This window comes from Stutzerimonas stutzeri (assembly GCF_024448895.1).
Classification (GTDB): Bacteria; Pseudomonadota; Gammaproteobacteria; order Pseudomonadales; family Pseudomonadaceae; genus Stutzerimonas; species Stutzerimonas stutzeri_Q.
The window spans coordinates 63,495-77,779 of record NZ_JAMOIC010000011.1; the positions used below are offsets into that span (position 1 = coordinate 63,495).

At 61.3% G+C, this 14,285-nt stretch carries 17 protein-coding genes; 10 read left to right on the top strand and 7 right to left on the bottom strand.

Annotated features, from left to right (window positions below; translation table 11 throughout):
* Positions 1 to 127: 127 nt before the first annotated feature.
* The 3 genes from NA619_RS14365 to NA619_RS14375 all read right to left on the bottom strand — a co-directional run bounded on the left by NA619_RS14365 (position 128) and on the right by NA619_RS14375 (position 2,839).
* Entirely contained in the window at positions 128 to 700 is a 573-nt protein-coding gene (locus NA619_RS14365) for a cytochrome b (protein ID WP_255962526.1), read from the bottom strand.
* A 167-nt stretch (positions 701 to 867) separates the two neighbouring features.
* Positions 868 to 1,518: a DUF4198 domain-containing protein gene (locus NA619_RS14370; RefSeq protein ID WP_255962527.1), complete on the bottom strand. Its 651-nt coding sequence runs from the start codon at positions 1,516 to 1,518 to the stop codon at positions 868 to 870.
* A gap of 349 nt (positions 1,519 to 1,867) precedes the next feature.
* On the bottom strand, positions 1,868 to 2,839 hold the full coding sequence (locus NA619_RS14375; RefSeq protein WP_255962528.1) for a ribonuclease Z: 972 nt from the start codon (positions 2,837 to 2,839) through the stop codon (positions 1,868 to 1,870).
* Positions 2,840 to 3,063: 224 nt separating this feature from the next.
* Between NA619_RS14375 and NA619_RS14380 the strand changes: the two genes are divergently transcribed.
* Together NA619_RS14380 and NA619_RS14385 are read left to right on the top strand one after the other, a co-directional pair.
* Positions 3,064 to 4,377, top strand: coding sequence for a CitMHS family transporter (locus tag NA619_RS14380; protein WP_255962529.1), 1,314 nt, complete (start codon positions 3,064 to 3,066; stop codon positions 4,375 to 4,377).
* 229 nt (positions 4,378 to 4,606) lie between these two features.
* Positions 4,607 to 5,356, top strand: coding sequence for a Mut7-C ubiquitin/RNAse domain-containing protein (locus NA619_RS14385; RefSeq protein ID WP_255962530.1), 750 nt, complete (start codon positions 4,607 to 4,609; stop codon positions 5,354 to 5,356).
* A 42-nt stretch (positions 5,357 to 5,398) separates the two neighbouring features.
* Here the strand turns inward: NA619_RS14385 and NA619_RS14390 are convergent, their stop codons facing one another.
* The 3 genes from NA619_RS14390 to NA619_RS14400 form a co-directional block, all read right to left on the bottom strand.
* On the bottom strand, positions 5,399 to 6,562 hold the full coding sequence (locus NA619_RS14390; RefSeq protein WP_255962531.1) for a DUF1624 domain-containing protein: 1,164 nt from the start codon (positions 6,560 to 6,562) through the stop codon (positions 5,399 to 5,401).
* A 333-nt stretch (positions 6,563 to 6,895) separates the two neighbouring features.
* Complete coding sequence (locus tag NA619_RS14395; RefSeq protein ID WP_255962532.1) at positions 6,896 to 7,321, bottom strand: VOC family protein; 426 nt, start codon at positions 7,319 to 7,321, stop codon at positions 6,896 to 6,898.
* A 19-nt stretch (positions 7,322 to 7,340) separates the two neighbouring features.
* Positions 7,341 to 7,760: a YciI family protein gene (locus tag NA619_RS14400; RefSeq protein WP_255962533.1), complete on the bottom strand. Its 420-nt coding sequence runs from the start codon at positions 7,758 to 7,760 to the stop codon at positions 7,341 to 7,343.
* A gap of 384 nt (positions 7,761 to 8,144) precedes the next feature.
* Here NA619_RS14400 and NA619_RS14405 point away from each other — a divergent pair, with 384 nt between their 5' ends.
* The 3 genes from NA619_RS14405 to NA619_RS14415 all read left to right on the top strand — a co-directional run bounded on the left by NA619_RS14405 (position 8,145) and on the right by NA619_RS14415 (position 10,084).
* Positions 8,145 to 8,675, top strand: coding sequence for a DUF3455 domain-containing protein (locus tag NA619_RS14405; RefSeq protein WP_255962534.1), 531 nt, complete (start codon positions 8,145 to 8,147; stop codon positions 8,673 to 8,675).
* A 111-nt stretch (positions 8,676 to 8,786) separates the two neighbouring features.
* Complete coding sequence (locus NA619_RS14410; protein WP_255962627.1) at positions 8,787 to 9,362, top strand: sigma-70 family RNA polymerase sigma factor; 576 nt, start codon at positions 8,787 to 8,789, stop codon at positions 9,360 to 9,362.
* Positions 9,359 to 10,084: an anti-sigma factor gene (locus NA619_RS14415; RefSeq protein ID WP_255962535.1), complete on the top strand. Its 726-nt coding sequence runs from the start codon at positions 9,359 to 9,361 to the stop codon at positions 10,082 to 10,084. The genes NA619_RS14410 and NA619_RS14415 overlap by 4 nt, the downstream gene beginning before the upstream one ends.
* A 4-nt stretch (positions 10,085 to 10,088) precedes the next feature.
* Here the strand turns inward: NA619_RS14415 and NA619_RS14420 are convergent, their stop codons facing one another.
* Positions 10,089 to 10,793 (bottom strand): glutathione S-transferase N-terminal domain-containing protein, encoded by a 705-nt coding sequence (locus tag NA619_RS14420; RefSeq protein WP_255962536.1) that lies wholly within the window; start codon positions 10,791 to 10,793, stop codon positions 10,089 to 10,091.
* 70 nt (positions 10,794 to 10,863) lie between these two features.
* Between NA619_RS14420 and NA619_RS14425 the strand changes: the two genes are divergently transcribed.
* From NA619_RS14425 to NA619_RS14445, 5 genes are all read left to right on the top strand, one after another.
* Complete coding sequence (locus NA619_RS14425; RefSeq protein ID WP_255962537.1) at positions 10,864 to 11,202, top strand: hypothetical protein; 339 nt, start codon at positions 10,864 to 10,866, stop codon at positions 11,200 to 11,202.
* Positions 11,203 to 11,290: 88 nt separating this feature from the next.
* Positions 11,291 to 11,737, top strand: coding sequence for an HIT family protein (locus NA619_RS14430; RefSeq protein ID WP_255962538.1), 447 nt, complete (start codon positions 11,291 to 11,293; stop codon positions 11,735 to 11,737).
* Positions 11,738 to 11,857: 120 nt separating this feature from the next.
* Entirely contained in the window at positions 11,858 to 12,868 is a 1,011-nt protein-coding gene (locus NA619_RS14435; protein WP_255962539.1) for an ABC transporter substrate-binding protein, read from the top strand.
* Positions 12,865 to 13,626, top strand: a complete 762-nt coding sequence (locus NA619_RS14440) for an ABC transporter permease (RefSeq protein ID WP_255962540.1) — start codon at positions 12,865 to 12,867, stop codon at positions 13,624 to 13,626. Before NA619_RS14435 ends, NA619_RS14440 begins: the two co-directional genes overlap by 4 nt.
* On the top strand, positions 13,619 to 14,278 hold the full coding sequence (locus tag NA619_RS14445) for an ABC transporter ATP-binding protein (protein ID WP_255962541.1): 660 nt from the start codon (positions 13,619 to 13,621) through the stop codon (positions 14,276 to 14,278). The genes NA619_RS14440 and NA619_RS14445 overlap by 8 nt, the downstream gene beginning before the upstream one ends.
* The last annotated feature ends 7 nt before the right edge of the window (positions 14,279 to 14,285 follow it).

Genomic DNA, 14,285 nt, shown 5'->3' on the forward strand with positions numbered 1-14,285 from the left:
GTGGGTCGGTCGAATAAATTCGACCCTACGGCCATGGCGGATACGCAGCTTTGGTGTCAGCGCTTCTCTCCCTGTAGGGCCGAATGCTGCTCGTAGGTGGCGGGGATGTTAGTCGCTGAGTGTTTGGTCAATGCGGCTTGGACGGACCTGATTGACGGTTGCCGAGCATCCGCGCCAGCACGTCTTCATCTTGCGGCCGACGCCGGTGGACGAACACCATCGCGACATGGCCGATCACCAATACCAGCAGTAACCAGCCCAGCCAACTGTGCAGGAAGCCCGGTGCCGTCATCCAGCTGATGGCGTCGCCTTCGAATCCAGGCATCAGCGGAATTCCGAACGGCTCGAATGCTCGCCCTGAGCCATATTGGCGAACCAGGCCGATTAGCGGGATGGCGATCATCAGCACATAGAGCGCCAGATGGCCGAGCCCAGCCATTGCGCTGAGCGATGGCGGCCGATTTCCGCGGTTGTACAACGACCAGAGCCCGCGCGCGACGACCAATAGAATCAGCAGCAACCCGACCACCTTGTGCGTACCCCAAAGAAACCCCTCGATAGCGGTGTCTTCGAGCAGCAGGTGTGAAAAAGCTGTTGCAAATTGCCAAGCGAGAATGACGGCCATGCTCCAGTGAAAGAAGCGGCTAACTGTGCCGTAGCGTGCGGGGGAGTCGTGCAGTTGCGTTTGCGTGACGCTCATCGTCGTTGCCTGGGCTGGATCGGTGGCCTGCAAGCGTAGACGCTCTAGCACGTGGCTTTCAACGTATCGTTATTGTGGCCTGCAGGGATGTAACGGACTGCCGGCGGTGCTGGCCCGGCTGTGCGCTATGCGCTCAGCGGGGACAGCGATGCGGGAGGTTGAGTCGTTTACTCAGCGACGAAGCTTGTGGTGGTGCCGTGATAAATGCGGTCGACTTTCTGCCCGGCCACATTCTGGCCATTTGCAGCAATCTCGTGCCCGCCCGCAAGAATGTAGCGGCCCGGGGCGTCTATCTTCAGCTCGACCAGCCCCTGCTTGTCGGTTTTCAGCTGCTGTGCCTTGTTTGTGGGCGTGATCAGCATGACGTCGTTGTCCGCCAGCGGTTGACCCTTGAACATCAGGGTAAAGCGGTCGCCATTGGCTTTCTCCGGAACCAGTTCCAGATCCATCCCTGCTTTCGCTTCGGTGCGGCCCCAGCGGGCATGCATCAAGGCCGCTGTGAGTTCACCCTTGTCGTTTTCCCACGGTTTCCAGACCTGGTCGTTGACGGCACGCACGTCGGCGCTCCCATCGATTGCTGCTTCAAGGTGGTCATCTTTGATGGTGAGCGGCTTTTGCGAGGCTGAATCCTGACTGATGATGCGCGTGGTCGGCGCCAGTGCTGCAACCGTTTCCCCACTTTCGACCACGTCCTGATCCGGTTCGCCAAGGAACACCTTTACGGGGCCATTGCCGTTGCGTTCCAGCCACAGTTCGTGAGCATGGGCGGGCAGGGCAAGTGCGCTCAGAAGGAGAAAGCCTGCAATGGGTTTGATCATGTGTCGTTCCTGTTCGAAGGGTGCTGGCGTCGCGTTTGGCGCGGCGATACGAGATGCGCAGCAGATTTCGCCGTATAGGCAGGTATGGGCGAGGATCCATGGGGTGCTAACAAGCTGATGGTGAAACGAGGCACAGACTAGGTAATCAAGAATGGATTGTAAATGAGAAGGTATCGCACGAATGCCTTTCTGTTTGCGCTGCATTCTCGGCGGCATGCGGATGAGCAGGCAGTGCTGGTTTGCCATTGCGCCAGCGGGGGAGCGGGGGAGCGTGGTCCGGTCTCGTATAACTCAACCACTCCGCCTGCGCCGTGTGAAAGCATGCGCTGACCATATGTGCGGCAACCGGTTATGGCTGTGATGCGTCTGTCTGCTTGAGTTCGGTCTGCTTGTTTAACGTCAGCTGCAGGAAATCTGCTGCGAGAAAAAGTGGGCCTCTGAAGTGAGCGGTGGCCTCGGTTCGAATGTCCTCGATCGACAAGCCCCTGCCTGAAACGCTCTGATAGCGCGCGCTGAAGTGCGTCAGGACCAGATTCGGTAGCCCAACATCCGCGGCGAAGATTGCGACCTGGGCGGCGGTGCTATGGCCAAAATCGGCTTTACCGGCTTCGGCGATGGGTTGGGTGTAGGTGGCTTCGTGCACCAGCAATTGCGCGTCCTTGCAGGCATCGCGAAGCAGTTCGGGTTGGTCGTTGTCGCCGGCGATGACGATCCGTCGGGGTAGTCGGGTAGCGAGTAGATAGTCCTCACTGCGCAGGTTTCGGCCATCGAATGCCACATCGTTGCCGCGCATCAGCTCACCCCATAGAGGGCCGCGGGGAATTCCCTCCCTGTCGAGCTTTTCCGTATTCAGTCGCGGGTCCGGGCGGGCTTCGGTGAAGCTGTACCCCCAGCTCGGGACCCTGTGGGAAAGCTCGGTGGCTTCGACGTTCATCTGTCGGTTGCGCCAGTGTCCGAGCGATTCAGTGGCGTGGAAAACCAGTTCGTACGGCAGATGGCTCTGGCTCATTTCCAGGGTGGCACGCACCCAGCCTTCGATCGCTGCAGGCGCGATGATATCCAGCGGTTCCTGTCGGCGGGCCATGCCGGCGCTGGCGAGCAGACCGGGCAGGCCGTAGCAATGATCGCCATGCACGTGGGTGATGAAGATCGCGCGCAGCCCGTGCAGCGTCAGCGGCGTGCGTAGCAGCTGATGCTGGGTGGCTTCACCGCAGTCGATCAGGTACCAGCCTTTGCCGCTGTCCTCAAGAAGGGCCAGGCCACTGACATTCCGCGCCTTGGTCGGGGTTCCGGATGAGGTGCCGAGAAATAGCAGATCCAACTACCTGTGCTCCTGTTCTGCGTGTCGATCATTCACCGCCTTTCGGCGTGTCGCTGGTTTTAAGAGCGCGACAGTCATCGGACTTTGCCTGACATACCTCTTAACAGTCAGACAGAGCTGCGTACGTCCTGGTCGGCCGGCTTAAAGGTTACTGAAAGCTTGGCTTCGTAGGCTCCCTCGTTCACCTGTTTCTAGCTGCATAAAAATAACGAGGAGAACAAGGCGTGTTGACCCTGATTGGTCTGTTGACCATTGGCAGCCTGGTAGTGCTGCTGCTTGTGGGGCGCATGGCGCCCATCCTGCCATTGATCGTGGTGCCGTTGCTGGGCGCTCTACTCGCCGGCTTCGGGCCTGAAGCCATTTCGGGCTTCTTTACCGATGGCCTGGGCCGCGTGATATCCATTGCCACCATGTTCGTGTTCGCCATTACATTTTTCGGCGTGCTGCAGGACACCGGGCTGTTTCGTCCGATCATCGGCGCAATGGTGAAGCTGACCCGCGGCAATGTCATCGCTGTGACGGTGGCTACCGCTGTGATCGGCATGCTGGCACACCTGGATGGAGCAGGCGCCACTACCTTCCTGCTGACCATTCCGGCGTTGCTGCCGCTGTATCGCCAGTTGCGCATGAGTCCTTACCTGATGCTACTGCTGCTGGCGCTTGGTGCCGGCATCTTCAATATGGTGCCCTGGGCCGGTCCGCTGGGCCGTGCCGCAGCGGTTACGGGTATCGACGTCACCGAGCTGTGGCGTCCGTTGATCGCCATCCAGGGCATTGGTGTCGTGCTGCTGGTGGCGCTGGCCGCCTTGCTCGGCTGGCGTGAGCAGCGGCGTATCGCTTCGGGCAGTGTTTCGGCAGATGAAGGTGTGCTGGTCGAGAGCAGCCATAATCTTCAGGAGCCCACCGCCGAGGAGCGCGCGCTGGAGCGACCGGGCCGGCTGTGGCTCAACGGTGGCTTGTTCCTGCTGGTGCTGATCTCGCTATTCGCCGGTGTGCTGCCTGCGGGCTACATCTTCATGATCGGTCTTTCGCTGGCGCTGCTGATCAACTACCCCGGCGGCAAGGCCCAGATGCAGCGCATCGCCGCGCACGCCCCGGCTGCGCTGAGCATGGGCATGATCATTCTGGCGGCTGGTTCCATGCTGGGCATTGTCACCGGTACAGGCATGCTCACCTCCATTGCGGAGGATCTGGTGCAGGTACTACCAGCCTCGATGGTGCCCCAGCTGCACATCATTCTCGGTGTATTCGGTTTGCCAATGGAGTTGATGCTCAGCACCGATGCCTACTACTTCGGCTTGTTGCCGGTCACTCTGGAAGTGGTGGCGAACCACGGTGTCGAGCCAGCCAGCGTGGTGTACGCAATGACCATAGGCAACATCATCGGCACCTTCATCAGCCCGTTCTCGCCGGCGCTCTGGCTCGCCCTGGGCCTGGCAGGACTGGATCTCGGCCGGCACATCCGTTACTCGCTGTGGTGGATGTGGAGCTTCTCGCTGCTGTTGTTCCTGGCTGCGTGGGCCATCGGACTTTTCTGAGGCAAGGCTGGCGCGCTCGTACCGGCTACTTAGGCGGGGGAGGGCGCGCCGCCCCTCATGGCACCGGTCTGATGGCAACCGGCTGCTGGCGACGGGCCTCCAATCCGGATGGGTGACTGCAGCCTGATCGGGCGGCGACGGGTAAGCTGAGCCGACTTACAGCCTCAAGGAGCGTGACGCACCCGCGATCCTTTGCGGATCAGCTGCGGTCAGCGTTGCCCATACAGCCATGACGAACGCGACGTTTCGTTTCTATTCCAGGTTGAACGCGTTTCTCCCAGGCGAGCGGAGGGGGCAGGCGTTCAGCTGCGCCTGCGCGCGATCAGCGACCACCAAGCACATGATCGAGGCGCTGGGCGTGCCGCATACCGAAGTGGCGCTGGTGCTGGCTAATGGCGAGCCGGTGGGGCTCGACTGGCTGATTCAGGACGGTGACCGGATTGCCGTGTACCCCAGATTCAAGCAGTTCGATGTCGCGGAGCACGTGGCGGACCACGCCCTGCCGGGCACGCCGCTGCGGTTTGTTGCCGACGCTCACCTTGGCGGCTTGGCGCGGCTGTTGCGCATGGCCGGGTTCGACACGCTGTTCGACAACCATTATGAAGATCGGGCGATGACGGAACTGGCCAACCGCGAGGGCAGAGTCCTGCTGACGCGTGATCGCCCGCTGCTCATGCATCGAGCGGTGTTGCATGGCTGTTATGTACACGCCATCAAGCCGGCCGAGCAGTTGCGAGAGTTGTATGAGCGCCTGGATCTGGCGGCTCAGGCGCGGCCGTTCAGTCTTTGCATGACCTGCAATACGCCGCTGACTGACCGGGACAGGCTGGCCGTGGCTGATCGTGTACCGCCGAGGGTGCTGGAGCGGCACGAGCGGTTCAAGGAGTGCGATTGCTGCGGCAAAATCTTCTGGGAGGGCTCGCACTGGCAGGACATGCGCGCGTTGCTCGAGGCTCTGGCCCTGCCTGTTCAAAGGTGAATCGCGTCTTGCCTGCCCCCGGCGTGATGACAGCGCTCCAGTTCAGAGATATTTGAGCCACTGGATATCCCGCCGCCGTGCCTTCAGCTCGGCAAACCAGTGCACTGCCGGGAATAGCACCACCGCCAGCACAAGGGTGCAGAGCCACAGTGGCCAGACTGCATCAAAGCCGAAATGGCTGCCATGGTTCAGCCCCCAGATGCCTACCGCCACTATGTAGAGCACCTTAAGCACGTACAGATGCAGCAGGTAGAAGAACATTGGCGCTGCGCCGAACACGGTGAGCGGGCGCAACCATCGGCTCGTCTGGCTGCGCTCGAACGCGAGTAGCAACAGCAGGCCGACGCCAAGCGTCAGACAGAGGAACATCAGCGAAGGCGGGTATTTGGTGATGTTGAGCAGGCTCATCAGCGTCTGCGTGCCGGTCTCGCCGACACTCCATGGGCGTTCGCCGTAGCCATTGATCAAGCGTAAACCCACGAACGCCAGCAGCGCACCCACGCCGTAGTTGCGCAATCGATTCTGGCGTGTGATCGGGTCTGCGCCACGGGCGAACCACGGTCCGATTGCATAGCCGACTGCGATCACGCCGATCCACGGCAGTAGCGGATAGGAGGTGCGCAGACGCAGGCTTTCCGAGGCTTCGATCCAGCCGCGGTCATGGAGGATGGCCCAGGGCACGTGCATCAACGAATCGCTGGAGAACTGCAGTGTGTCCAGCAAATTGTGACCGGCGATGATCGCCAGCCCCAAGGTCAGCAGCACCGCACGGGGAAGCCAGAGCAACGCCGAGAGGGCAAGCATGCTCAGCCCAATCGCCCAGATCACCTGCAGATAGATCACGCTGGGCGGGAACTGGAAGGTCCAGGCGAAGTTGACCAGGGTAAGTTCAAGCACCACCAGAAACAGGCCGCGCTTGAGCAGAAAGCTCGACACCGCGGCGCGGCCGGCATACTTCTCGCCATACAAAAACGCCGACAACCCGGTTAGCAGGATGAAAACCGGCGCGCAGAGATGGGCCAGGGTACGGCTGAAAAACAGCGCGGGCTCGGTAACCGCCACGTCCATCGGGTCCGGCACCTGCATATGCAATAGAAAGGTTTCACGGACGTGATCGAGCAGCATGAAGACGATGACCAGGCCGCGCAGCGCATCGATGGACAGCAGGCGCGACGGGGCTGATGGCGAAACGGATGGGGAAGGCATGAAACGCTCACAGCGGGACTTACGGACGCGAGCGAGAGGGGCATCGCGATGGGGCGCGATACGTTATAACAAATTTTACGTGTGGCCAATGTTCGAGTTGCGTTGTGGGTTTGGGGCCGACTGCAGTCAGATGTGCCAAGCACCACGGTGGTGAGTTGCACTCTGCACTGCGGTAACTCGGGCTGCGTTCAAGCGGCGGTGGGGCTTGCGATCAGTAGCGTTGGTCGGGTTGGCCTGTTGACGCCGTTGGAGTCGCGGGCGAATGAATTCGCCCCTACGGCGTAACCGAGCACGGCGGCGACCTTTGGACGCCGCCTACGCCATCCGATGCGATCAGCCTTGTTCGCAGTTGATCATCCAGGACACGCCGAAGCGGTCTGTAAACATGCCGAAACGCTCGGCCCAGAAGGTTTTCTCCAACGGCATCACGACTTGTCCACCTTCCGATAGCGCTGCGAACAGCCGTTCACTCTCGGCAATGCTTTTGGGGTGCAGTGAGATCGAGCAGCCCTTGATGCCTTCGTATTGGCCGCCACCACAGGCGGGGTCGCCCGGCATGGTGTCCGATGCCATCAGCGAGAATTCGCCGAGGGTCAAGCCCACGTGCATGATTCGCTCGCGGTATTCAGCCGGAAAGTGCTCCGAGTCGGGCGCCTGCGCGAAGGTCATCATTTCCATTTCGCCGCCGAGGACTTGCTGGTACAGCGTGAAGGCGTCACGCGCCTGGCCGTCAAAGGTAAGGTAGGGGGTGATTTTCATCCGGTGGTCTCCTGCTGGGTTAGTGATTGATCTGAGCGTGCAAGCGTTCTTCCTGCTCACGCAGCTCGGGGGTGAATTCCGCGCCGAAGTCTTCAGCTTCGAACACCTGACGGATCTCGATCTCGGAATCGCCGATGGCAGACTGCGGACAGCGCTTCACCCAATCGATGGTTTCCTGCATGGACGCGGTCTTGAACATCCAGTAACCGGCAATCAGCTCGCGGGTTTCAGCGAAGGGTCCATCCACCACTGAGCACTGCCCGTCACTGAACCGTACCCTCGCGCCCCGGTTGCTCGGGTGCAGCCCCTCGCCGCCAAGCAGTACGCCGGCATTGGCCAGTTCCTCGTTGTACTGGCCCATGGCGGCGAGAATCTCCTCACTCGGCATTACGCCCGCTTCGGTATCTGGATTGGCCTTGATCATCACCATGAATCGCATCGTCCGGCTCCTTCTGCAAATGAGAGAACACAGCCTAGTCGGCGTTTATCAATTCCGACGGCTGCAACACTGGTCGATTCAAGGCGCGTGAAATCGACAGTGGTGCCTGCTCTTTTTCCAAGCCAGCAGGGCAGGACTCCCCTCGAAGGCCGAGCGCTTCATGGCGTTGCCGATATGCCAGGACATTCCAGGGTGCTCAGATAGGGGCATCATCACCTTTACCGGATTCGGGCTGATGTTCGGGTTGATGGTCGGTGGCCAGAGTCTGAGCTCAGAATGACGCGAATATTTTTCAAACGTACTGCATCCAATCGCGCATCTGGCGGGTAGTACCGGTAGCGGCACCTTTGTCGCCCAATCCGACCACTACCCGGAGATACAAAAATGGACGCGAAAAAGATCCTCTGCCTGACCGGCCTTTCACTGGCTCTCGGCTGTTCAGCCACGGCTTTCGCCCAGACAGACGTACCTGAAGCCGTGCGCGTGCCTGATGGCCATAAGGTTGCAATGGAAACCGTTGGCGTCGGCCAGATCACCTATGAGTGCAAAGCTCAGCCCGACATGCCCGGGCAGATGGCCTGGATCTTCATGGGCCCGAAGGCGGCGCTCAATGATCGCAGCGGCAAGCAGGTCGGCACGTACTACGGTCCCCCCGCAACCTGGGAATCGATGGATGGCTCGAAGGTCACCGGCACCCAGGTCGCCATCGCCCCAGCTGGCGAAGGCAATATTCCGCATCAGCTGGTCAAGGCCAATCCTGCCGAAGGCAAGGGCGCGATGACAGGCGTCAGCTACATCCAGCGTGTGGCGACCAAGGGCGGTGTGGCGCCAGCCAAGGCATGCGCCGACGCCAACAAGGGCGAGCGGCAGATCGTCGATTACCAGGCCGATTACCTGTTCTGGGCTGCCAAGTAAGTTGAGCGCAGCGGGCGCAAAGGTGCTCGATATGGGCGCCGTTCGCCTCTATGCTCCCACCACGCCCCGGCGTTGGCTTCTGCCAGCGTCGGGGCTTTCCTCTTTCCGAGAATGGCGAATCACGTGTCGCAACCCCCCTTGTTTGATTACGAAGCGGCGCTGCGTGCCTGCGCACGGGGCGATCGCTCGGCCTTGCAGCAGCTCTATGAGCAGGAAAGCCCGCGATTGCTCGGTGTGGTGCAGCGCATCGTGCGCGATCTGGCGCTGGCCGAGGACATCGTCCATGACGCCTTCATCCGCATCTGGAACAAGGCCGGCACCTATGATCAGTCACGTGGTTCGGCGCGCGGCTGGATCTTCAGTGTCACGCGCCACCTCGCGCTGAATGCCGTGCGTAACGATGCCCGGCATGTACAGCTGGACCCGGACGAGGAGGGCGACACGACCGGGCATGTCGCCATTGACGGCTGGCAGGAGCAGGCCGACGCCTTCGATTGGCGGGTCAATCCCGGCAGGATCGAAGCCTGCCTCGAACAACTAGAGCCGGTGCGGCGCAATTGCGTGTTTCACGCCTATGTCGACGGCTACTCACATCAGGAAATCGCCCAGCGCCTGGGGGCGCCTCTCGGCACGGTAAAAGCCTGGATCCGTCGCAGCCTGACCGCCCTTCGGGAGTGCATCGGATGAACAACGAATCCAACAATCAGGGCGACAGCTTGCACGAGCTGGCTGGCGAATACGTGCTCGGCACGCTCACGGCCCTGGAGCGGGAAGCGGTCGAGCGGCGGCTGGCGGTGGAACCCGAACTGCAATCGGCCGTGGATTACTGGGAGGCACGGCTGCTGCATCTGACCGATCTGGTGGAGCCGCAAACGCCTTCGCCACGCTTGTGGCATCGCATTCAGCGCACGCTTGACGAGACGAATCGTGAGGCCGCGCCAGCGACATCTTCGCCGCTAAGTCACTGGTGGGACAGCCTGTCGCTATGGCGCGGATTCGCTGCCGCCGGCATGGCCGCGACGCTGGTGCTGGGTGGCTTGCTGCTGACCCGCGTGACAACGCCTTCGCCAACCTGGCTGGTGGTGCTCGCGACGCCGCAGGACCTGGCACCCGGCTGGGTGGTACAGGCGAGCAATCAGTCACGGGAAATCCAGTTGATTCCGTTGGGCGTCACCGAGTTGCCGCCCGACAAGGCGCTGCAACTCTGGACCAAGGCCGACGGCTGGCAGGCGCCGGTATCGCTGGGTCTGGTCAAGCCAGGCGAGCCACTGAAGATTCACCTTGATGACTTGCCACCGCTGCAGCCCAACCAGTTGTTCGAACTCACACTCGAGCAACCCACCGGCTCGCCAACCGGCTTGCCGACCGGCCCGATCCAGTTCATCGGTCGCGCGGCGAAAGTGATCTGATCGATCAACCGCGTGGCGGAATATTCAGCCCCTTTGCCACAGCTGGCCGCGCAACGAAGGCGTCCAGCACCCGCTGCACATTGACGAAGCGTTCGAACTCCACCAGTTCGCGCGCTTCGTAGAACTCCACCAGGCCTCGTACCCACGGAAACGTGGCAATGTCAGCGATGCTGTAGCGTCCGCCCATAATCCATTCGCGGCCTTCGAGTCGCTTGTCCAGCACGCCCAGCAGGCGTTGGGCTTCGGCAACGTAACGGTCGCGAGGGCGTTTGTCTTCGTAGTCCTTGCCGGCAAATTTGTGGAAGAAGCCCAGCTGGCCAAACATCGGGCCGACGCCGCCCATCTGGAACATCAACCACTGGATGGTCTCGTAGCGGGCCGCAGCCTGTTCTGGCATGAGCTGGCCGGTCTTGTCCGCCAGGTACAACAGAATCGCACCGGATTCGAACAACGCCAGCGGCTCTCCGTCCGGCCCATTGGGATCGAGGATTGCCGGGATCTTGTTGTTCGGGTTGAGCGAAAGAAATTCTTCTGAACGCTGGTCATCGCTTTCGAAACTGACCAGATGCACCTCGTAGGGCAAGCCAGTCTCCTCCAGCATGATCGACACCTTTACTCCGTTGGGCGTGGGCAGCGAATACAACTGCAGGCGATCCGGATAGCTGGCAGGCCATTTCTGGGTGATGGGGAAGGTGGACAGATCGTGCATCGGTTCTCTCCGGTCTTGGAAAAGGGCAGCATAGCCGTCATCGCGCAGAGTGATCAGAGGCGTTCAGGGCATGAACAAATTGCTGGCGGCTTCGTTAATGTCATGCAGCGCATTGGCTGCTGATCTAGAGACTGAGACCTTCCGCATCAGCATAGAGTCCCGGTGCGGTGAGGGTCATGTCACCTGTAACGACGTGGCGATCAATGCGCATGACAAGCGAGGCGGAAAGTTCGTCGTCACGACAGGCGAAACCTGGCACACGACTTGTGCCGACGGCTCGCCCTGTCGTTTCCTTGGGTACAGGTTCGTGGACGGCGATTCCACCTATCTGATCCATCAAAGCGGACTCCTGCAAGTGGTAAAGGGCCGCGATGAAGTGCTGCTGAACGAGGAGGGTGAATGGCAATAGCCAAGGCGCGGCGGGCAGCTGGTCCCTGGCTCCGCACCGGCGTTAACGCTATGGTCATTGCTGTTAATCCCACCATGGAGCGCATTCAGTGTCCCTGACCACCACGTACGACCCGCAAAACATCTTCGCCCAGATCATTCGGGGCGATGCGCCTTGCTACAGGCTTTACGAGGACGACGATGTGCTGGCGTTCCTCGACGTGTTCCCGCAGTCCTACGGTCACGCGCTGGTGATCCCCAAGCGCTCCGCCGCATGCAACATTCTTGATGTCGACACCGAGGCGCTGTGCAAAGTGATGACGGTCGCACAGAAACTCACCCGTGTGATCGTAGACGAGTTGAAGCCCGAGGGTGTGCAGATTGCGCAGTTCAACGGCGCGCCGGCGGGGCAGACGGTGTTCCACATTCATGTGCATATCGTCCCGCGCTATTCGGGCGAAAGCCTCGGTATTCATGCGGCGGGCAAGGCTGAGCCGGCGGAACTGGAAAAGCTGCAGGTGCGGCTGGCGAAAAGGATCGCCCTCATGGACCGCTGAGTGTTCTTGCCGCCCCGTCTGGTCTGACCCGCGGCCGCATGTGCTGCCGCGACCATGGCAGCATCGAAGAGGCACCAAAGTACTATTCGTGCTGCGCCGCGGGCTTCGTACCCTGCGGACATGAAGCCTGCTCTGAGTTGCCTCCCCCGGTTGTTCGCCCGTGCCCTCTGCGCGGCGCGACGTTGCAAACTGGCGGCTGTGTTTTTGGCAGTACCGCTGTTCGTACTGGCGCAAGCTGAGCCGCCACCTGCACCGGTACTGACGCTTAGCGTGCTGCAGTTCGGCACGCCGCACTGGGAGCTCGACCATCTCAAGCGTCACGGGCTCGACAAGGCTAACGGCTTCGACTTGAGGGTAAAGCTGGTGGCTGACTTGCCAGCGTCACGGCTGGCGTTGAGTAGCGGCAGCGTCGACGGCGCAGTCAGTGATTTGCTTTGGGCGCAGGCTCGCTACGAGGCCGGTACGGCCTATCGCTACGTACCGTTCTCATCGCAAATCGGCGAAGTGCTGGTGGATGAAGACAGTGACATCCGTGCTCTGGCCGACCTGCGAGGTAAGCGCATCGGCGTGGCCGGGGGACCGGACGGGCTCGGCTGGCAGCTGTTGCAGCAGGTCGCTGCGGTTCAGGGTATCGACCTGGTGCGCGAGGCGACGGTGCAGTATGGCGCACCCCCGCTGCTCAGCCTGGCCTTGCGGCGCGGCCAGGTGGATGTGTTGGTGACGTTCTGGCACTTCTCTGCCCGTTTGCGCGGCGAAGGGGGCGTCCGCACTGCGTTTGGTTTGGCCGATTTGGTCAGTAGGCTGAACCTCGACACCGATCTGCCGGTGCTTGGCTATCTGTTTCCGCAGGCCTGGGCAGTCGATCACGGTGACCTGATCCAGCGTTTCACCCAGGCTTTACGCGAAACCAAGAATCAATTGGCGAGCCAACCCGGCCATTGGCAGGCGATCCGGCCCTTGATGCGCGCGGATAGCGAGGCGGTGTTCGGTATGTTGCGCGATAGCTTCGTCGCAGGCATGCCGCAGCCGCTGGATGACGTCCGCATTGGTTCGTTGCACCGACTGCTGACGCTGACAGGTGCAACCCCGGCCAAGCTGATGCCAGCCGCGCTGTTCCAGCGTGAACCATGATGACCTCGCGCTGGGCCTGCTGGGTCGCACTGCCACTGGTGGTCGCGTTCTGGGGAGTTGCGGCGCTGGCGGTCAAAGCGCCGCTGCTGCCTTCTCCAGCGGAGGTTTCAAACAGCTTCTGGCTGGCCGTGCAAAGCGGCGAGCTGCCCCACCATCTGCTGGTCACGCTGCGCCGGGTGCTGATCAGTTTCGCTCTGGCGATGGTCTTGGGTGCGCTGCTGGGCGTGTGGATGGGGCGCTCGCGGCTCGCTAACGCGGTGCTTGACCCGCTATTGGTGCTGTTTCTCAACCTGCCAGCCTTGGTGACCATCATCCTGCTTTATGTCTGGTTTGGTTTGGTGGAAGTGGCGGCGGTGCTGGCTGTGGTGATAAACAAGGTGCCGAACGTCGCTGTGACAGTGCGCGAAGGTGCGCGCAGCCTGGATCCAAAGCTGGAGCAAATGGCGCAGGTCTATGGTTTCAATCGCTGGCAACGGCTCACCGCAGTCTGGCTGCCGCAGCTGTTCCCGTATTTGATGGTGGCGATGCGGGGTGGTCTGGCATTGATCTGGAAGATCGTACTGGTGGTGGAACTGCTCGGTCGTTCCGACGGCGTAGGCTTTCAGCTACATATGGCCTTTCAGGTGTTCGACGTGGCGAGCATTCTCGCCTACAGCCTGGCGTTCATTGCCGTGGTGCAAGTGATCGAGCTGGTCGTGCTGCAACCATTGGAACGGCGCGCTTCAGGTTGGCGCGAGGCTGGGGTGCAGCATGCTTGAGCTGCGGATCGATGGTGCGATGGGGCATCCGGTGCTGGGCGCTATTGATCTGCAGGTTCAGGCAGGGGACCGGATCTGCCTGTTGGGGCCGTCCGGTGTCGGCAAGACGACGCTGCTCAACGCCATAGCCGGGCTTGATCGGCATCTGCATTCGACAGTCCATTTGCGTGAGGGATTGCGCGTCGGGTATCTGTTTCAGGAGCATCGTCTGCTGCCCTGGCGTACGGTGCGACAGAACCTCGCATTGGTCGGCGCATCGGCGGTCGAGATTGATCGGTTGCTGAACGAAACGGGCCTCGGTGATGCCGGCGACCGGATGCCGGATCAGCTATCGTTGGGCATGGCCCGCCGTGCGGCGCTGGCACGCAGTCTGGCGATTCGACCGGATCTGCTGTTGCTTGATGAACCATTCGCCTCGCTGGACCCGGATCGTGCTGCCGAGCTACGCCGGTTGATCGTGCAGCTGCTGGATACGCATCCGCAGATGGCGATGATCTGCGTGACCCACGATGCCCGCGATGCCGATCAACTCGCCAATCGCCTCTGGTACCTGAGCGGCAGTCCCGCGACCTTGCGCTGGGATTGCGATCTGACCTCTGCCGCCAGCGCCAGCCAGATCAGCGAGAAGCTGCGCTTGCTCAGTGCCTGCTAGCAGGTCA